The sequence below is a fragment of the Sphingosinicella soli genome (assembly GCF_014199685.1).
Classification (GTDB): domain Bacteria; phylum Pseudomonadota; class Alphaproteobacteria; order Sphingomonadales; family Sphingomonadaceae; genus Sphingosinicella; species Sphingosinicella soli.
In genome coordinates, this window is the sequence record NZ_JACHNZ010000036.1 from 1 (window position 1) to 18,634 (window position 18,634).

At 64.8% G+C, this 18,634-nt stretch carries 21 protein-coding genes and 1 pseudogene; 16 read left to right on the forward strand and 6 right to left on the reverse strand.

Annotated elements, in window-relative coordinates:
• Nucleotides 1-91: 91 nt before the first annotated feature.
• From GGQ98_RS13880 to uvrC, 3 genes are read right to left on the reverse strand one after another with little or no spacing between them, the layout of a single operon-like run.
• Nucleotides 92-487, reverse strand: a complete 396-nt coding sequence (locus GGQ98_RS13880; RefSeq protein ID WP_184070533.1) for an MAPEG family protein — start codon at nt 485-487, stop codon at nt 92-94.
• 26 nt (nt 488-513) lie between these two features.
• On the reverse strand, nt 514-1,206 hold the full coding sequence (locus tag GGQ98_RS13885; RefSeq protein ID WP_184070535.1) for a glutathione S-transferase family protein: 693 nt from the start codon (nt 1,204-1,206) through the stop codon (nt 514-516).
• A 52-nt stretch (nt 1,207-1,258) separates the two neighbouring features.
• Complete coding sequence (gene uvrC, locus GGQ98_RS13890; RefSeq protein ID WP_184070537.1) at nt 1,259-3,178, reverse strand: excinuclease ABC subunit UvrC; 1,920 nt, start codon at nt 3,176-3,178, stop codon at nt 1,259-1,261.
• 183 nt (nt 3,179-3,361) lie between these two features.
• Here uvrC and GGQ98_RS13895 point away from each other — a divergent pair, with 183 nt between their 5' ends.
• Entirely contained in the window at nt 3,362-4,141 is a 780-nt protein-coding gene (locus GGQ98_RS13895; RefSeq protein ID WP_184070539.1) for an SDR family NAD(P)-dependent oxidoreductase, read from the forward strand.
• Entirely contained in the window at nt 4,138-4,551 is a 414-nt protein-coding gene (locus GGQ98_RS13900) for a dihydroneopterin aldolase (protein ID WP_184070541.1), read from the forward strand. The genes GGQ98_RS13895 and GGQ98_RS13900 overlap by 4 nt, the downstream gene beginning before the upstream one ends.
• Here GGQ98_RS13900 and GGQ98_RS13905 read toward each other — a convergent pair.
• The gene (locus GGQ98_RS13905; protein ID WP_184070543.1) at nt 4,539-5,357 is read right to left on the reverse strand and encodes a hypothetical protein; all 819 of its coding nucleotides are present in this window, start codon (nt 5,355-5,357) and stop codon (nt 4,539-4,541) included. The genes GGQ98_RS13900 and GGQ98_RS13905 overlap by 13 nt on opposite strands.
• 335 nt (nt 5,358-5,692) lie before the next feature.
• Here GGQ98_RS13905 and GGQ98_RS13910 point away from each other — a divergent pair, with 335 nt between their 5' ends.
• The 4 genes from GGQ98_RS13910 (at nt 5,693) to GGQ98_RS13925 (ending at nt 8,196) form a co-directional block, all read left to right on the forward strand.
• Complete coding sequence (locus tag GGQ98_RS13910; protein ID WP_184070544.1) at nt 5,693-6,322, forward strand: energy transducer TonB; 630 nt, start codon at nt 5,693-5,695, stop codon at nt 6,320-6,322.
• 142 nt (nt 6,323-6,464) lie between these two features.
• A complete protein-coding gene (locus GGQ98_RS13915; protein WP_184070610.1) occupies nt 6,465-7,208 on the forward strand; it encodes a MotA/TolQ/ExbB proton channel family protein in 744 nt (247 codons plus the stop codon).
• A gap of 79 nt (nt 7,209-7,287) precedes the next feature.
• Entirely contained in the window at nt 7,288-7,755 is a 468-nt protein-coding gene (locus GGQ98_RS13920) for an ExbD/TolR family protein (protein WP_184070546.1), read from the forward strand.
• Between the two features lie 18 nt (nt 7,756-7,773).
• Nucleotides 7,774-8,196: an ExbD/TolR family protein gene (locus GGQ98_RS13925; RefSeq protein ID WP_184070548.1), complete on the forward strand. Its 423-nt coding sequence runs from the start codon at nt 7,774-7,776 to the stop codon at nt 8,194-8,196.
• Nucleotides 8,197-8,276: 80 nt separating this feature from the next.
• Here the strand turns inward: GGQ98_RS13925 and GGQ98_RS13930 are convergent, their stop codons facing one another.
• On the reverse strand, nt 8,277-9,497 hold the full coding sequence (locus GGQ98_RS13930; RefSeq protein WP_184070550.1) for a polyhydroxyalkanoate depolymerase: 1,221 nt from the start codon (nt 9,495-9,497) through the stop codon (nt 8,277-8,279).
• A gap of 166 nt (nt 9,498-9,663) precedes the next feature.
• Here GGQ98_RS13930 and GGQ98_RS13935 point away from each other — a divergent pair, with 166 nt between their 5' ends.
• The 10 genes and pseudogenes from GGQ98_RS13935 (at nt 9,664) to GGQ98_RS18870 (ending at nt 17,848) form a co-directional block, all read left to right on the forward strand.
• Entirely contained in the window at nt 9,664-10,458 is a 795-nt protein-coding gene (locus tag GGQ98_RS13935; protein WP_184070552.1) for a 3-hydroxybutyrate dehydrogenase, read from the forward strand.
• Entirely contained in the window at nt 10,455-11,222 is a 768-nt protein-coding gene (locus GGQ98_RS13940; protein WP_184070554.1) for an SDR family NAD(P)-dependent oxidoreductase, read from the forward strand. Before GGQ98_RS13935 ends, GGQ98_RS13940 begins: the two co-directional genes overlap by 4 nt.
• 273 nt (nt 11,223-11,495) lie before the next feature.
• On the forward strand, nt 11,496-12,494 hold the full coding sequence (locus GGQ98_RS13945; protein ID WP_184070556.1) for a TerC family protein: 999 nt from the start codon (nt 11,496-11,498) through the stop codon (nt 12,492-12,494).
• A 123-nt stretch (nt 12,495-12,617) separates the two neighbouring features.
• A complete protein-coding gene (locus tag GGQ98_RS13950) occupies nt 12,618-12,950 on the forward strand; it encodes a hypothetical protein (RefSeq protein WP_184070558.1) in 333 nt (110 codons plus the stop codon).
• A 41-nt stretch (nt 12,951-12,991) separates the two neighbouring features.
• Nucleotides 12,992-14,770 carry an ABC transporter transmembrane domain-containing protein gene (locus tag GGQ98_RS13955; protein ID WP_184070560.1) on the forward strand — a complete coding sequence of 593 codons (1,779 nt, stop codon included), beginning with the start codon at nt 12,992-12,994 and terminating at the stop codon, nt 14,768-14,770.
• A 70-nt stretch (nt 14,771-14,840) separates the two neighbouring features.
• Complete coding sequence (locus tag GGQ98_RS13960) at nt 14,841-15,485, forward strand: PepSY-associated TM helix domain-containing protein (RefSeq protein WP_184070562.1); 645 nt, start codon at nt 14,841-14,843, stop codon at nt 15,483-15,485.
• Between the two features lie 12 nt (nt 15,486-15,497).
• Entirely contained in the window at nt 15,498-16,013 is a 516-nt protein-coding gene (locus GGQ98_RS13965; protein WP_184070564.1) for a DUF2271 domain-containing protein, read from the forward strand.
• Nucleotides 16,014-16,027: 14 nt separating this feature from the next.
• Nucleotides 16,028-16,846, forward strand: a complete 819-nt coding sequence (locus tag GGQ98_RS13970) for a DUF4198 domain-containing protein (protein ID WP_184070566.1) — start codon at nt 16,028-16,030, stop codon at nt 16,844-16,846.
• Between the two features lie 92 nt (nt 16,847-16,938).
• A pseudogene (locus tag GGQ98_RS18685) lies at nt 16,939-17,349 on the forward strand (FAD:protein FMN transferase); the annotation flags it as partial.
• Between the two features lie 115 nt (nt 17,350-17,464).
• Nucleotides 17,465-17,848: an FAD:protein FMN transferase gene (locus GGQ98_RS18870; protein WP_341534219.1), complete on the forward strand. Its 384-nt coding sequence runs from the start codon at nt 17,465-17,467 to the stop codon at nt 17,846-17,848.
• Here GGQ98_RS18870 and GGQ98_RS13980 read toward each other — a convergent pair whose 3' ends face one another.
• Nucleotides 17,849-18,595, reverse strand: coding sequence for an energy transducer TonB (locus tag GGQ98_RS13980; protein ID WP_184070568.1), 747 nt, complete (start codon nt 18,593-18,595; stop codon nt 17,849-17,851).
• Nucleotides 18,596-18,634 lie beyond the last annotated feature (39 nt).

The following is an 18,634-nucleotide window of genomic DNA, read 5'->3' on the forward strand; positions in this document are numbered from 1 at the left end:
CGTCAAAACCCGTCTGCTCAAGGTTCGTCTCCTTCCACGACCTTGAATCAGAACTCCAACTCAAAGGGAATCCTGTGAATGCAGACAGCTCCTAGCGGACGAGGTCGATGACGACCGCCACAATGGCACCGACCAGTGCGGCGAGGCTCGCGAGGCTGGAAATGAGGAAACCCGCCGCGCGCTTTTCCGCATCCCGGATGTAGCCGATGACAAAGGCGATGCGGCCCACCACCCATACCAGCGAATAGATGCCGCCCCAGAGATCGCCGAACAGCGTCGCCACGATCCAGACGAGCGGCAGGAACAGTACGATCTGCTCCATCGTGTTCTGATGTGCGCGAAAGGCACGTTCGAACTCGGGATGGCCGGTGACGGCGGGCGCCTTGACGCCGAACTTGCCGCGCGCCTGGCCCACCGGGATCGAAGCCCACACGAAAACGGCAAGTGCCGCGAGCGTGCCGATCAGCGTAAGCGGATACATCTGCATGTCTGGTGCTCCCCCTTTCGCGGCAATCAGGCGGGTTTGCCCGTCACCACGATCTTGCGTGCCTGTTCGGCGAACTTTCTGGCCGAATCCTCGTCCTCGTCGCGAATCCGCGCGCGCATGTCTTCTGGCACGGTGATGCCTTTCTGCACGGCGGGACGGGTCATGATCGCTTCGAGCCAGCGCTGCAGGTTGGGCAAACCGTCGATCGAGATGCCCGACCATTTGTGCGTGCGCACCCAGCACCAGTTCGCCATGTCGGCGATGGAATAGTCGCCCGCGAGATACTCGGTGCGCGAAAGCTGACGCTCCAGCACCCCGAACAAACGGCGGCCCTCGCTCTGGTAGCGATCGATGGCGGGCTGAATCTTTTCCGGGAAATAGCGATAGAACACGTTCGCCTGCCCCATCATCGGACCGATGCCGCCCATCTGGAACATCAGCCACTGTTCGACGCGGCTCTGCGATTTGGTGTCGGTGCCGTAGAACTTTCCGGAGAGGCGGGCGAGATAGAGCATGATCGCGCCCGATTCGAAGATCGGGAAATCGTCATGGACGAGCGCGGGGATGCGGCCGTTCGGGTTGATCTCCAGGAACCAGTCCTGCTTCTGGATGCCGCCGGTCAGATCGATCTTCTCGACCTCGTAGTCGAAACCCATTTCCTCAAGCGCGACCGAGGCTTTGTAACCGTTTGGAGTCGCAGCGGTGTAGAGTTTCATCATGCGGCGGCCCCTCCCCGAAAGGCCCGATTCGAGTCACGCTCGACGTTAGCTTTTATCCGCGCGGATGGAAGTGGTCGTAGATCACCTCCGCCATCGCCTTCGAAATGCCCGGCGCGGCCATCAGCGATTCGAGCGCTGCGGAACGTACGGCCTTCGCCGTGCCGAAGTGCATCAGAAGCGCGCGCTTTCGGGTCGGGCCGATGCCGGGCACGTCATCAAGCGGATTGGCGGAGATCGCCTTGCTGCGCTTGGCGCGGTGCGCGCCGATGGCGAAGCGGTGCGCCTCGTCGCGCAGGCGCTGGAGATAGAACAGCACCGGCGCGTTGAGAGGCAAGGTGAGTTCGCGCCCGTCCATCAGGTGGAACACCTCGCGGCCCGCGTTGCGATCGGGGCCCTTGGCGACGCCGACAAGCGTGACGTCATCGATGCCCTGTTCGGCGAGGATATCCATCGCGGCGGAGAGCTGCCCCTTGCCGCCGTCGATAAGGACGAGGTCCGGCCAGTCCGAACCCTTGCGGTCCGGGTCTTCCTTGCCGAGCCGCGCGAAACGGCGGCCGAGGACGTGGCGCATCATGCCGAAATCATCGCCCGGCGTGATCGAGGCATCCTTGATGTTGAACTTGCGGTAGCTGTTCTTGAGGAAACCCTCCGGCCCGGCAACGATCATGCCGCCGCCGGCGTTCGTGCCCTGAATGTGGCTGTTGTCGTAAACTTCGATACGGCGCGGCGGCTCGGGCAGTTCGAACAGGTCGGCGAGTTCGGCAAGCAGTTTCGTCTGCGTGGCGCCTTCGGCCAGATTGCGGTCGAGCGCCTCGACGGCGTTGCGCGCCGCCTGATCGACGAGGCGTTTCAGCGCGCCGCGCAGCGGCTGGCGGATCGCGACCTTGCGCGGCGAGCGGGTGGAAAGGGCTTCGGCAATCAGATCGGCCTCTGCGGGCAGGCGATCGACGAGGATTTCCGGCGGCAGCGGCATGTCCTCGTAGAACTGCATCAGGAAGCTGGCGAGCACGTCCTCGGGCGTGCTGTCGGCGGTGTTTTTCGGAAAAAAGGCGCGGTGCCCCCAATTCTGGCCACCGCGCACGAAGAACGCCTGAATCGAAAACTGCCCGGCCTTCTCGGCGAGCGCGATCACGTCCACGTCCTTGACGCCCTCGGCAGTGCCTGTCTGGCCCTGGATGTAGGTGAGCGCGCGCAAGCGGTCTCGGAAGACGGCGGCGAGTTCGTAATCCTGCTTTTCCGCGGCCTCCTGCATGGCTTCGCCGAGTTTGCGCTGCACGGACTGGCTCTTGCCGGCGAGAAAGTCCTTCGCGTCGGACACCAGCTCCGCATAGCCTGGGGCGTCGATGCGATCGACGCAGGGCGCCGAACACCGGCGAATCTGGTGAAGCAGGCAGGGGCGGGCGCGATTCGCCATGAAGCTGTCCGAACAGCTTCGAAGCAGGAACACCTTCTGAAGCGCGTTCAGCGTGCGGTTGACGGCCCCCGCGCTGGCGAACGGGCCGAAGTAGATGCCCTTGCCCTTGCGCGCGCCGCGATGCTTCGAGATGCGCGGGTAGGCATGGTCTTCGTTAAGGAAGATGAACGGGAAGCTCTTGTCGTCGCGCAGCAGCACGTTGAACGCGGGCCGGAGGCGCTTGATGAGCTGAGCCTCGAGCAACAGCGCCTCCGCCTCGCTGGCTGTCGTGACGATCGTCATGGCGCGCGTAAGCGACACCATTCGCTGCAAACGCCGCGGCAGACGCGCGACCTGAGTGTAGTTGACGACGCGGTTCTTCAGGCTGCGCGCCTTGCCGACGTAAAGCGCATCGCCCCCCGCATCGAGCATCCGGTAGACGCCGGGGCGAACAGGCAGCGTTTTCAGCACGTTGCGGATCGCAGCTACGCCCGCATCGAGATCGGGCGCGTCGCGTCCGCGCACGGCGAAGGTCGCCTGCTCCTCGGAAAACCGATCAATCTGCGGGGGTTCAGCCATCGCCTTCAGATGTAGGGGAGGCAGGCCGCGCTCTCAACTGTCATGGAAATGACTTGTCCCCGATGCCTGTGGATAAGTCTCTGGAGATGTGCCGCTCACCGGCGCTGGCACTGATGCGGCCGGACTGCCGAAAAAAAAGGCAGCGGCTTGCCCGTGAGGACAGCGGCGAGTAAGCGCTCGCCCATGACACCCGAGTTCGGCAATCCTGCAAGCGCGCTGGTCACCGGCGGCGCGAAACGTATCGGCGCAGAGCTGTCGCGCGCGCTCGCGGCCGACGGGTGGCATGTCCACATCCACTGCAACGAATCGGTGCCCGAAGCCGAGGCGCTTGCCGCTGCGATCCGGTCGGATGGCGGCAGCGCGTCGATCGTGCGTGCGAACCTTGCGGACGCAGGCGCCTGCCGCACGCTGTTCGACCGCCTCGAGCCTGGAAAACCGCCGGTTTCCTTGATTGTCAACAACGCGTCTCTATTCCGGTACGACACCCAGGCGGACTTCGAAGCGGCGCAGTGGGACGAGCAGATCGACGTCAACCTGCGCGCGCCGGCGCTGCTCACGCAGCAGTTCGCGGTGCACTGCGCGGGGAGGAACGGACTCGTCCTGAACCTGCTCGATGCGAAGGTCGCCTCACCGAATCCGGACTTCTACAGCTACACGGTGAGCAAGCTCGGCCTTGCCGGCCTGACCGACCTGCAGGCCAGGGCGCTCGCCCCGAATATTCGCGTAAACGGAATCGCCCCCTCTGTGACGCTGGTGAGCGGCCCGCAGACGCGGGAGAACTTCGAACGCGCGCATGTGTATAACCCGCTGCGGCGTGGCGTGCTGGTGGAGCATATTGTCATGACAATGCAATACTTGATCGCGATTCCGACGATCACCGGACAGGTGATCGTGCTTGATGCCGGGCAGCGCATGCTCGGCATGCCGCGCGATGTCGCGTTCATGGTAGGAGAGAACGCATGAACCCCGCGCCGCGCGGCCTGGTTCCCGAAACGCTTGCGCCGAAGTCCCGGCGGATTCGTCTGCACGGCTACGAACTGCTCGTCGATATCGGCTTTCACAGTTTCGAGGTCGGTGCGCCGCAGCGGCTGCGCGTCGACGTCGACATCTGGGTGGACGAAGCCTCGTTTCCCACCGACGATCAGGTGAAGAGCGCCTGGAATTACGATTTCCTGCGCGAGACCGTGAAAACGCTGGCGGCATCACGCCGTTTCAACCTGCAGGAAACCTTCTGCCGCGCGGTTTACGACGTGGTTGCGGCGCGCAAGGGCGTGCTGGCGCTGCGCGTCGCGACCGCGAAGCCCGACATCTATCCGGACTGCGATCTGGTGGGCGTGGAACTCTCTTCGCTGCCTGCGGCCTATTCCGAATAGGCCCGGTCGCAGGGACCGAGCGAATCGAGCACGAAACGATAATCCGCCGTCGCGGATGCCGCGGTTTCCGAATCGAGTGTCGATGTGCTCGAAGCGGGGAGGCTGCGCGGCAGGCCGCAGGCGAGCTGATACCAGAGCAGGCTGCCGTCTTTTACACCCGCCGCCGCATCGTCGATGATATCGCCGGTTGCGACGCTGAAGGCTTTCGGCTGGCCCGGTCGCGAGAGGACGACCAGCGACATCGGATCGCCTGATTTGGTCTGGATGAAGATCTGGCTTTCGGATTCGCCCGGAAGGCTGCCGGGAACATGGAAGGCCTGCCCGAGACCTGAAATCTCCATATCGCGAACGTCCGGAGATGCGACGGCTTCGGCTGCGACGGCGCGCACATAGGCGTCACGCTCGGTCGACCAGTCCACCTGTGCCCATGGACGAACGAGCTGAAACTGCGCTTCACGGCCGCCTGGCGCGAGGAACAGAAGGACAGGGAGCCCCTTCAATCTTGGCGTTTTCCCGCGCGGATCGGCGCCGATATCGACGAGGTATTCGATATTTTTAGGCACGAATCCCGGTGCGATCAGGACATTGCTGATTTCGGCTTCGATCAGAAAACGTCGAAACCCAGGCGCGAGGCCGGGGGACAGTTTTTCGCTGAGCCGCGTGCTTTTCGTGACCTCCGCGCGAACGATGAGCGGGGCCTCGGTGGTGAGTGCGACGAGGTCGGCGCGCCCCGGTTCCGCCGTCGCCGCAGCAAACGGAAACAGTGTTCCTGAAAGAAGAATCGTAAAAAAAGCCCACAGACGCATCAGCCTGTCCCTTTGTTAAAAAATCGAACAAAATCCATATGCGATGGCAGTTTAACGCATTTGCGCCATGTTTGACATGACCGTGGCATGAATTGGGCAGACCGCCAAACGCGCCACAAGCCTGCCACAAAGCAGTTGCGGGTGCAGGGCACCCAAGCTAGTAGGTCGCCTTAGGGACGGATTGACGCGGTTTTCAATCGCTTCATGAGCGTTGCAAAAAGGGATAAGATTGCGGTCGAAGCCGCAACTGGTTTCTGATCGATCCCAGTGGGATTGATGGTTAAGGGTCAGCTAAGAGGGAGTAACCCGCGTCCATGGCATATGCAGATCAAGGCATGAGCTCCAAACGCATGGTCTCCTTGGCGCTTGTAGCGCTTCTCCATGCGGTTCTCGGCTACGCTTTAATAAGCGGCCTGGCACTGCGCGTCGTCAAGGTCGTGACGGGTCCGCTGGAGACGTTCGAGGTCGAGGAGCCCACGGTCGATGAAGAGCCGCCGCCTCCACCGCCGGAACTCGAAGAGATTCCGCCGTACGTTCCGCCACCGGAAGTGATCGTCGAGACGGCAGCACCGCCGCCCCCCGCGATCACGATTCAAACCGAAGCTCCACGGCCTGAACCGGTTCGCGTTGTACCGCCGACACCGGCCCCGCCGCAGCCTGCCGGTCCGACAAAACGTGCCGAACCCAGGGGCCGCCTGGGCGCCACGATCACTGCGGACGACTACCCGCAGGCCTCGATCCGTGGCGAGGAAGAAGGCTCGGTTGTCGCGCGCTACACCATCAATACCGATGGCCGCGTGGTGAAGGACAGCTGCACGATTCAGACGTCGAGCGGTTTCAGCCGCCTCGATACCCAGACGTGCAGCCTGATCGAGCGTCGTTTCCGGTTCAACCCGGCGCAGCAGAACGGTCAACCGGTTCAAGAGACGCGCAGCCAGGCGTTCCGCTGGCAGATTCCGAAATAAGCAGGATGCGCCGTGGACCGGATACGACCGGTCTGCGGCTTTTCCGTTTCAAACCAACCTCTCTATTCAGTCTAGGGGACTACACATGAAGAACTTTGTTTCGCGCGCCGGCCTTACGGCAAGTGTTGCGCTCGGCACGCTGATGGTTTCGTTTCCGGCATTCGCGGCGGAAGAAATCACGACTGAAAACCCTTATGGCCTGAAGGCCGCTCTCGAACAGGGCGGTCCGATCGCGCAGGGCACCTTCGCCATTCTGGTGCTGATGTCGCTGACGTCGTGGTACGTCATCTTCACGAAATGGTGGGATCAGCGGAAGCTGCTCATCGAATCCAAGGAACTGGACAAGAAGTTCTGGTCGGCGCCGAGCCTGAAGGACGGCGCAGCCAAGCTCGACAAGAACTCGGCTTTCCGCCAGATCGTCGACGACGGCCTGCGCGCCGCCGACCATCATGAAGGCCGCCTCACCGACAGCATTGACAAGAACGAGTGGGTGACGATGTCGATGGCGCGTTCGACGCATGCGATCAACACCCGCCTGCAGGGCGGTCTCGCCTGGCTGGCGTCGGTGGGTTCGACCTCGCCGTTCGTCGGTCTGTTCGGCACCGTGGTCGGCATCTACCGCGCGCTCATCAACATCGGCGTCGCCGGTCAGGCTTCGATCGACAAGGTCGCGGGTCCGGTCGGTGAGGCGCTCATCATGACCGCGCTCGGTCTCGCCGTGGCCGTTCCGGCCGTGCTCGGCTACAACTGGCTGATCCGCCGCAACAAGGACGTTCAGGATCGCCTGAACAACTTCTCGGCGGACGTGCATGGCTACATGATGTCGGGTGCGCGCGTGGCTCGCACGGGTGTGGCTCCGGCCGCGACCGTGGCTCCCAAGGCCTGATCACTCGAAGGGGAAGCCGGCGGCTGATGCCGCCGCTTCCCCTCCCGAACTTGTTTGATATCAGGAAGGATCGCTAGACATGGCGATGCAAGTAGGACCCTCGGACGACGATGACGCGCCGATGGCGGACATCAACACGACGCCCCTCGTGGACGTCATGCTGGTTATGCTGATCATCTTCCTCATCACCGTTCCCGTGGTCATTCAGACCGTGCCGCTCGAACTTCCCAAAGTGAGCAGCATGCCGACAACGACGAAACCGGAGAACGTCCTTATCGCGGTCGACAACGCCGGCGACATCTTCTGGGGTGTACAGCGTCTCGACAGCAAGCAGGAGCTCTTCGACAAGGCCGTTACGCACCTGAGGAATGAAATCGAGCGTCAGGAAGCTGCGGGCACACCCATCGAACTGCCTGAAGTCCACATTCGCGGCGACGCGGGTACGGAGTTCAGCAACGTCGGCGGCGTCATCTATACGATGCAGCGTGCCGGGTTCGTGAAGGTGGGCTTCATTTCAGAGCCGCCCGCCGGCTTTGTCAGCCGCTAGCCCCAAGGAAACCATACTATGGCAATGAGTGTAGGCGGAGCCGAAGGCGGCGAAATGGTGGACATCAACACCACGCCGCTGATCGACGTGATGCTGGTGCTCCTCATCATGTTCATCATCACGATTCCGATCCAGACGCACGCGGTGAAGCTCGACCTTCCGTCGAACCAGAACCAGCCGCAGAACTCTCAGGTCGATCCGGTGATCAACCGCGTGAGCATCGACTTCCTGAACACGATCTACTGGAACGATCAGGAAGTGGACATGACGACGCTGCGTTCGTACTTCAACGATGCGGCACGCATGCAGCCTCAGCCGGAAATCCATCTGAAGCCGGACGCGCTTTCGCGTTATGACATCGTGAACAATGTCATGGCGCAGGCGCAGATGTCGGGCGTGACGAAGATCGGTTTCGTCGGCAATGAGGCCTACGCCAACTAGGGCGAAGGTCTCCGATCCAAAAAGAAAAGGGCGGACCTTCCGGTCCGCCCTTTTTTTGTCCGTTCAGAACGAAGCGGGGATCAATCGTGCTTCGCGATGAAATCCTCGACGACGGGGGCGATCTTTTCGCGCCAGCGGCGGCCGTTGAAGATGCCGTAGTGGCCGACCTCCTTCGCGAGCAGGTATGTCTTCTTCGCGGCGGGAAGCGCGGTCGCCAGCGTCAGCGCCGCCTTGGTCTGGCCGACACCGGAGATGTCGTCGCGTTCGCCTTCGACCGCCAGCAACGCCACGTCGGTGATGGCGGCGGGATCGATCCTTGCGCCGCGGTGCATGAACTCGCCCTTGGGCAGCAGGTGGCGCTGGAAGACGGCGTCGACCGTCTGCAGATAGAACTCCGCAGTCATGTCGCAGACGGCGCGGTACTCGTCGTAGAAGGCTTTGGTCGAATCGGCGCTTTCGCCGTCGCCTTCGACGAGATGCCTGAACATTTCCCAGTGGCTCACCATGTGGTTGCCGAGGTTCATCGACATGAAACCGGCGAGCTGAAGGAAGCCCGGATAGACGCGGCGTCCGGCGCCTGCGTAGATCGGGGGGACGGTGGCGATGGCGTTGTGTTCGAACCAGCTGTGGCCGCGCCCTGTGGCGAGCGTGTTGACCTCGGTGGGCGCCTCGCGGGTGTCGATGGGGCCGCCCATCATGGTGAGGGAGCGGGGGCGGGCCTTGTTCTTTTTGGCGGACATCAGCGCTGCGGCGGCATAAGCGGGGACCGAGGGCTGGCACACCGCGACCATGTGGGCGCCGGGGCCGATGTGTTCGAGGAAGGCCACGATGTAGTCGATGTAGTCGTCGAGGTCGAAGCGGCCGTCTTCGAGGGGGACGAGCTTCGCGTCCCGCCAATCGGTGATGTATACATCATGGCCGGGGATCAGCCGTTCGACCGTGCCGCGCAGCAGTGTCGCGTAGTGGCCCGACATCGGCGCGACCACGAGCACTTTCGGGCCTGCCGGCGCGCCGTGTTCCTTCACGAAGTGCTTGAGCTGCCCGAACGGCAGGCGAAAGGGGATTTCTTCGCGCACGGCAATCTCCGCGTCGCCGATGCTGACGCTGTGAAGGCCGAATTCGGGCTTGCCGCGCGGCGCGGAGGCGTGCGCGAACACATCGAGCGCCGACGCGATGACCGGGCTCATGCCGATATAGGCCAGCGGATTGGACGGATGCGCGAGCCAGTTGGCGCCCATGCTGGCAAAGGCGCTGGCCCCGGCCATCATGGAGCGATGCAGCTCATAGCTATGATAAATCATTACAATACCCCGCTCGGAACGCCGGAATTTGCATCGAAAACCGGTCGTTTCCCGTCCAGCTTAACCCGTGCAAATCGCGAGTCCATCGTTTATTGCATTGCACAATGAGCGTGCCGTTAACGACGGCAGCGCAGGCCCTTCACGATTGCTGCAAAGGAGAACGCCCATGACCGCCGGAACCCTCAAAGGCCGCGTCGCCCTCGTCACCGGTTCGACAAGCGGGATCGGCCTGTCGGTCGCGCGCGGCATGGCCGCGGCGGGCGCGGATATCGGCATCAACGGTTTCGGCGATGCGGAGGCGATCGAACGCGAGCGCGCGGCGATCGAGGCGGACTTCGGCGTGCGCTGCGCGTTCCTGCCCGCCGACCTTTCCAAAGGCGCCGAGGCGACGAAACTGGTGGCTGACTGCGCGGCGGCGCTCGGCGGGGTCGATATCCTCGTGAACAATGCCGGTATCCAGTATGTCGCGCCGATCGAAGAGTTTCCCGCCGCGAAGTGGGAAGCGATCATCGCGATCAACCTTTCGGCGGCGTTCTACACGACGCAGGCGGCGCTCCCGGCGATGAAGGCGAAGAACTGGGGCCGCATCATCAACATCGCGTCGGCGCACGGACTCGTCGCGTCTCCGTTCAAGGCGGCGTACGTGTCGGCGAAGCACGGCATCGTCGGCCTGACGAAGACGGCGGCGCTGGAACTCGCCGAAACCGGCATCACGGTGAACGCGATCTGCCCCGGCTACGTCCGCACGCCGCTCGTCGCCGGGCAGGTGGCCGACCAGGCGAAGGTACACAACATGTCGGAGGAGGAGGTCGTGCGGAACGTGATCCTCGCCGCGCAGCCCAACAAGCGCTTCATCGAGCCCGAGGAGGTCGCCGATTTCGCGGTGTTCCTCGCGGGCGAGACCGGGCGCTCGTTCACCGGCGACATCCTCTCGATGGACGGCGGCTGGACGGCGCGATGAATTTCGCGCCGAACGCCGCCGTTCTCATCACCGGCGCTGCTTCCGGCATCGGCAAGGCGACGGCCGAGAGGCTCTACGCTGACGGCGTTCGCCGGTTCGCGCTTGTCGATATCGATGAAGCGCGGCTTGCGGCGCTGACGCTTGAAGGCGCCGATGTGCTGACGCTGACGGGCGATGTGTCCGACCCGGCGGTATGGGACAAAGCGGAGCGGGATATCTCCGCGCGGTTCGGCGGCCTCGGCCTTGCAGTCGTCAACGCCGGGGTTTCGGGGGCGGGGCCGATCGCCGACCTGTCGTTCGAGGATTGGCGGCGCGTTCTGTCGGTGAACCTCGACGGCGCGTTCCTGACGCTGCGCGCCGCGATGCGGCTGATCGCGGGGGCAGGGGCGATCGTCGTCGTGTCCTCGATCGCGGGGATCAAGGCCGAGCCCGGCGTCGCGGCCTACGGCGCATCGAAAGCCGCCGCCGCGCATCTGGCGAAGGTCGCGGCGAAGGAAGGCGCGCCGCGCGGCCTCCGCGTGAACGCGATCCTGCCGGGCGGGGTCGATACGCCGATCTGGAACGGCATGGGCTTTTTCGACGACATGGTCCGCGACCTCGGCAGCCGGGACGCCGCGCTGCAGGCGATGGCGACCGCCGCAACGCCGCTCGGGCGCTTCGCGACGGCGGACGAAATCGCCGGGCAGATCGCGTTCCTGCTGTCGGATGCAGCCGCGACGATGACGGGCGCGCTGTTGACCAGCGACGGCGGGTATTCGCTGTAACCTCGGCCATCGCCGCGATCTCTCCCGCCACCCATTGACAGCCGGGTTCGTCGTTCCCATTAAACGCCCTGCGGCCCGGGCCCCTCTGGCGAGACATGTCTCGTGATGTCGGACCGCATCGGATGATCCGATGCTTGCGGCCCGGCGGCTACGTCTGTTCCTGAAAGCGCGGATCCTCCGGCGACCGATGCGGTCCACAAGAGGAGAGAGACGCATGCATTATCCCCGCAGCCTCCGGCTACCCGCCCCCACAGATTTTACACGGGTGCGCTGATGGAATTCCTGTTTGCTGATTGGCTGGGAACACCGGCCTGGTTCTGGCTGTCCTTTCTGCTGCTGGTCGTCGCCCTGACGGCGTTCGACCTGGGCGTGCTTCATAAAGAAGACCGCGAAATGGGCATCGGCGAGAGTTTGAAGCTCTCCGCATTCTACATCGGCATCGCGCTGCTGTTCGGCGCCTGGATCTGGCATGCGCGCGGCCCTGAGTCCGGGATGCAGTATTACACGGGCTTCTTCATCGAGAAGGCGCTGTCGATCGACAACGTCTTCGTCATCAGCCTGATCTTCACCTATTTCGCGATCCCGCCGAAATATCAGTACCGCGCGCTGCTGTGGGGCATCATCGCGGTGATCGTGCTGCGCGGCCTCATGATCGCGGGCGGCGCCGCGCTGGTGAACGAGGCATACTGGGTGCTGTATCTGTTCGCGGCGTTCCTGATCTTCACCGGGATCAAGATGTTCTTTGCCGGTGACGCGCCCATCGACGTGGCGAACAACCGGGCGGTGAAGTTCATATCCCGCCATATGCGCGTGACGCCGGACCTGCACGACCAGCATTTCTTCGTGAAGGTGCCCGACGCGACAACCGGAAAGCTGGTGACGGCCGCGACGCCGTTGTTCCTTGCGCTCGTGGTCATCAATCTTGCCGATCTGGTTTTCGCGGTCGACAGCGTCCCGGCGATTTTCGCGATCACGACCGATACGTTCATCGTCTACACGTCCAACATCATGGCCATTCTGGGCCTGCGCGCGCTCTATTTCGCGCTCGCGGCGATGGTGCACCGCTTCCACTATCTGAAATACGCGCTCGCGGCGGTTCTGATCTTCATCGGCGCGAAGATCTTCGTCGCGGACTTCCTGCTGGGCGACGACAAGTTTCCGCCGGTGCTGAGCCTGGGGGTCACGTTCGCGCTGATCGCAGCCGGGATCGGGTATTCGCTGTGGAAGACAAAGGGCGAGCCGGAGCCGGACTGGCCTGCCGACGCGCCGTGAGGCACGGCCGCAGGGGTTTGATCTCCGGGGTTTCGTCACGAAAAATTCACGGTCGGTTTTCCGAAACCGGAAACCATTGGAGGGCAATGCGGGCGCGGACCTAAATTTTCGGGAGCTGCCTGCGTGCGTGTGTTGATGGCGTTTCTTGTTTTGACCGGTGCGGCTTCGGCGGAGGCTGCGACAACGTGGCGCGATGCGGCTTCGGATGTGCTGCGGGCCGCACAGGCAATGCCGCGGTCGGCGGTGGTGCGGCGGGCGACGTGCGCGGCGCGGGTGCGCGTTGCGGTGGACGGCAACGGGCTGATTACCCGCTACGACATCGTGAAACCGTGCGCGGAGCCGATCCTGACACGCTCCACCGACGACCTGTTCTTCAAGGTCGGCCAGTTGCCGCCGCCGCCCGCGCGGCGCCCGACCAGCATCGAGATCGAGGTGCGCTGGCCGCCGAAAGGATGAGCGCCATTGAGCGCGGGCGCGCGCACTGCTAATCCGCCGCGATGAACAGCAGCGCACCCGGCAATCCACAGGAAAAGCGTTCCCTCAGCAACCTGCAGCTGCTTTGGACATTTTCGAAGCGCTACCCCCTGCAGGTGACGGCGTTTTTCGTCTCGCTGTTCGTCGCGGCGGTTTCGACGCTCGCGATCCCGCGCAGCTTCCAGCGCATCGTCGACAACGGCTTCGGCGCGGAAACCGACGCGACGATCGCGCCCTATTTCTATGGCATGCTCGCCGTGGTCGCCGTGCTCGGCATCGCGACGTCGGTGCGGTTCTATTATGTTTCGTGGCTCGGCGAGCGGGTCGTCGCGGACCTGCGGCAGAGCGTGCATGCGAATCTTCTGACGCTGGATCCCGCGTTTTTCGAGGAAAACCGCCCCTCCGAGATCGCATCGCGGCTGACCGCCGACACGTCGATCATCGAGCAGGTGGTGGGCACCAGCCTTTCCATGGCGCTGCGCAATGTCATCCTGGGCATCGGCGGCGTGATCTATCTGTTCACGATCAGCCCGAAGCTGACGGTCATGCTGCTGCTCGGCATTCCGCTCGCGGTGCTGCCGATGGCGCTGATGGGGCGCCGGGTTCAGGCGCTTTCGCGCAGTTCGCAGGATAGTGTGGCGAGCGTCGGCACGATCATCAGCGAGGTGCTGAGCGCGATCCGCATCGTGCAGGCGTTCACGCAGGAGCGCAACGAATCCGCGCGCTTCAACCGCGCGGTGGAGGCGACCTTCGCGGCCGCGCGGCGGCGCATCCGCATGCGCGCGCTGCTGACCGCCATCGTCATCACGATCATCTTCGGCGGCATCACGCTGGTGCTGTGGGAAGGCGCATCCGACGTCATCAACAACGTGATGACGGGCGGCGAGATCACCGCCTTCGTGCTGACCGCCGCGATCGTGGCGGGCGCATTCGGCGCGCTCGCGGAGGTTTACGGCGACGTGATGCGCGCGACGGGCGCGGCGGGGCGCATGAAGGAACTGCTGGTCGCCGTGCCGCAGATCACCGCGCCCGCAAACCCCGCGCCGCTGCCGCAGCCGCCGATCGGCCGCGTGAGCTTCGAGTCGGTCGATTTCCGCTATCCGACGCGCAAGGATACGCCGGCGCTGAGCGACTTCTCGCTCGACATCGCGCCGGGCGAAACGGTGGCCGTGGTCGGGCCCTCGGGCGCGGGCAAATCGACGCTGTTCCAGCTGATCCAGCGGTTCTACGACCCGCAGGGCGGCACCGTGCGCGTGGACGGCGTGGCGCTGCGCGACGCCGACCCCGCCGCCGTGCGCGGGCGGATCGCGATGGTGCCGCAGGAAAGCGTGATCTTTGCGGAAAGCGCCTACAACAACATTCTCTATGGCCGCCCGGGCGCGACCGAAGCCGAGGTATGGGCCGCCGCCGACGCTGCGAACGCATCCGACTTCCTTCGCGCGCTGCCCGACGGCATCCACACCTTCCTGGGTGAAGCGGGCGCGCGGCTTTCGGGCGGGCAGCGCCAGCGGCTCTCCATCGCGCGCGCCGTGCTGCGCGACGCGCCGATCCTGCTGCTCGACGAGGCGACATCCGCGCTCGACGCGGAAAGCGAGCGGCTGGTGCAGGAAGCGCTCGAAAGGCTGATGCAGGGCCGCACGACGCTGGTGATCGCGCACCGCCTTGCGACCGTGCGCGGCGCAGACCGGATCATCGTGATGAACGAGGGCCGGATCGTGGGGCAGGGGCGCCACGACGAGCTGATGACGGACGGCGGCCTCTACGCCCGCCTCGCGCGCCTGCAATTCGAGGATGCCGCCTGATTTCTATTGAAACTGAGAATCGTTCGCGTTAACAGGAGCCATACGCGACAACAGGATTCTCCCGGCGCCGATGCACAGTGTGACGCCTCCCAAGGCTTTGACCGGAAAAAGCCGCAAGGCGTTCTGGATGAAGCAGCTTCATACGTGGCACTGGATGAGCTCCGCGATCAGCCTTGTCGGGCTGCTGCTGTTCACGATCACCGGCATCACGCTCAACCATGCCGCCGAGATCGAGGCGAAGCCGGTGATCGAGGAGCGCACGGCGCAGCTTCCGGCTGACCTGCTCGCCGGTCTCGCGTCCAAAGACGGCGAGGCCGAACGCGCGCCGCTGCCCGCGCCCGTCGCCGCCTGGGTGGCCGATACGTTCGCCGTGAAGGTGCGGGGCGAGGCGGAGTGGTCGGCCGATGAAGCCTATCTCGCGCTGCCGCGCCCCGGCGGCGACGGCTGGGTCGCGATCGACCGGGCAACCGGAGAAGTCACCGCCGAAAGCACCGACCGCGGCTGGATCTCCTACCTCAACGACCTCCACAAGGGCCGCAATTCCGGCACGGCGTGGAAGTGGTTCATCGATATCTTCGCGGGCGCCTGCCTGGTGTTCGCGTTCACAGGCCTGTTCCTGCTCCAGCTGCACGCCGCAAAGCGCCCGAGCACCTGGCCGATCGTGGGTGTGGGCCTGCTCATCCCCGTCCTCATCGCCTTGATTTTCATTCACTGAAGGGTTCCATCAATGCAGCTTTCCACGCGTATCGTGATGACCGGCGCGGCGTTTGCCGGGCTCGCCGCACCCGCTGCCGCGCAGAGCATCGACCTTACCGTCACCATCCCGCGCCTGAACGTAGCGGAATATCACCGGCCGTATGTGGCGATCTGGCTGGAAAAGGCGGGGGTTCCGGCGAAAACGCTCGCCATCTGGTACGACCACGACATGAAGGCAAACGAGGGCACCAAGTGGCTTCGCGACGTGCGCCAGTGGTGGCGCGCATCGGGGCGGGGCCTCAGCTTTCCGGCGGACGGCATCACCGGCGCGACCAAGGCGCCGGGTACGCACAAGGTGAGCGTCGGCGCCGCCGCGCTCGGCGCGATGACACCGGGAAACTACACGCTGCTCATCGAATCCGCACGCGAGGTGGGCGGACGCGAAGTGCTGAAACTGCCGTTCGTCTGGCCGCCGAAGCCGGGCCAGACCGCCGCGGCGACCGGCACCACCGAGCTTGGCGCCGTGAACGCCGCCTTCAAACGCTGAAAAGGACAATCGTGATGAAAACCGGACTCCTGCACGCCATTGCCATCTCCGCCGCGCTGCTTGGCGCCACCGCCGCACAGGCACACCGCCAGTGGATGCTGCCGTCGTCGACCGTGCTCTCCGGCCAATCGGGCTGGGTGACGGTGGATGCCGCCGTTTCAAACGACCTGTTCTATTTCGAGCACCAGCCGCTGCGCCTCGGCAACGTGAAGACGTGGGCGCCGGACGGCAGCGAGGTCGCCCTGCAGAACCCGGCGACGGGCCGCTATCGCAGCACCTTCGACGTGGAGCTGAAACAGCAGGGGACGTACAAGATCGTGAACGCCGGCGGCGGCATCTTCGGCAGCTACAAGGAGAACGGCACGGAGAAACGTCTGCCGCGCGGCGTGTCGGCGGCTGACATCGAAAAGCTGATCCCCGCCGGGGCAACGGACGTGAAGCTTTCGGAGAGCCTGAGCCGCAACGAGGTGTTCGTGACGCTCGGCGCGCCGACCGATACGGTGCTGAAACCGAGCGGCAAGGGGCTTGAGCTGGTTCCGGTTACGCATCCCAACGATCTGGTTTCGGGCGAGGCGGCGACGTTCCAGTTCGTGATCGACGGCAAGCCCGCCGCCGGGATCGAGATCGAGGTGGTGCCGGGCGGCATCCGCTACCGCGACCAGCTCGGCCAGATGGACATGAAGACCGATGCCGAGGGCAAGGTGACGATCACGTGGCCGAACCCCGGCCTGTACTGGATGAGCGCGGAGGCCAGCGACAAGAACGTCAGTGTGAAGGGCGCCGAGCAGCGCCGCCTCGGCTATGTCTCGACGCTCGAGGTGCTGGCGCCCTGAGCGCCCGCGTCCTCGTCCCCAAGGCGCTCTCCGCCGCGTCCTTCGCGCTGAGGGAGCCTTCGGGGCACGTTGCCGCGCTTTCCGGCGAGACGATGGGGACGCGCTGGTCGGTGCGTCTTGTCGTGCCGGTGTCGGCGCGCACATCCCACATCAGCGCGGGCGTGCAGGCCGCATTCGACGCCGTCGTCGCGGAAATGAGCACGTGGGAGGCGGCGTCCGACATCAGCCGCTTCAACCACGGCGCGATCGGTGCATGGCAATCGCCGCCGCCGGATTTCCTGATCGTGCTTTCCGCCGCGCTGCGCATCGCGGCGGAAAGCGGCGGCGCTTATGATCCCACGATCGGTGCCCTGGTCGATGCGTGGGGGTTCGGGCCGCCCGGACCGCGCGTAAGCCCGCCTGATCCCGAAACGGTGGACGCCATGCTGCGCGCGGCGGGGTGGCGGCACGCGCAATGCGACACGCTGTTGCAGCGCGCGCGGCGGAACACGCCGCTCGCGCTCGATTTTTCCGGGATCGCCAAGGGCTTCGGCGCCGACCGCGCGGCAGCGTGGCTGCGCGCTCAGGGGGGTCCGGCACTTTCTTGTCGAGGTGGGCGGCGAACTCGTCGGCGCGGGTGTGAAACCCGATGGACAGCCATGGTGGGTGGATATCGAAATGCCCCCCGGCGCGGCGTTTCCGCCGCTGCGCCTCGCGCTCCACGGGCTGGCCGTGGCGACCACGGGAGATTACCGGCGCTGGTTCAAGGCGGACGGCAAGCGCTTCATCCACACGATCGACCCGCGCACCGGCTGTCCGCTCGCGAACGGTGTGGCATCGGTCACGGTCCTGCATCCCGAGTGCATGACTGCCGATGCCTATGCCACGGCGATAACCGTGCTGGGCGCGGACGAAGGGCTGCGCTTCGCCAACAGCCTGGGCCTTGCCGCGCACGTCGTGTCGCTTGACGGCGATGCGTGGACAGAGGCCATGAGTCTCGCGTTCACGGCGATGCTCGACTGACTATCCCTGTAGCACGAAGGGAATCTCCACCGTTCCCTGTACCGCGACCGCGACGCCTTCGCGGACGGTCGGCGACCAGCGCCAGTGGCGGACGGCGCCGAGCGCGGCGCGATCAAGGCGTTCGAAGCCGCTGCTTCGGGCCAGGCGGATGTCCGCAACGCAGCCGTCCGTGCCCAGCGTCAGCATCAGGACGACGGTGCCCTGTTCGTGCTTGCGGCGCGATTCAAGCGGGTAGGAGGGCGGCTTGGCGGAGATCATGGTGGCGCCGAGATCGTCGGAAACGAGTGTGGGCGGCGCGGGTGCGCGCGGTGCGGCGGGGGCCTTGATCGCCGCAGGCGCGGGTGGCAGCACCATCTGCGGCAGATCGGCGGTCGCGAGGATGGGCGGCGCCGGGCGCGCGATTTCGACCGCAGGCGGCGGCACATAGATTTCGGGTTCGGCAATCTGCGGCGGCGGCGCTTCGGGTGCCGGCGGCGGCGCGGAGAGATCGAGCAGTTTCATCGCCGATTGCACGGTGCGGGGCGGAACGACCTGAGACTGAACCAGAAACACGCCGAGTGCGACGTGAAGGACGGCGACGGCGAGAAGCGCGCGCCAATCCGCGCGCATCGGCGTGTAGCCGTCCGCGCGTTCCGCATTCGGCAGGTGCATGGCGGGTTTCAGCAGGGAGTGTGCGGTCGCGAGACGCTCGCTCAACAGCGCATCCTCCGGGCCATCGTCTGCGCTGCGCGCATGAACCGTATGCATTCAAACGCCCCGTTTCCATGGTCTGAAGCCGCGCCCGTC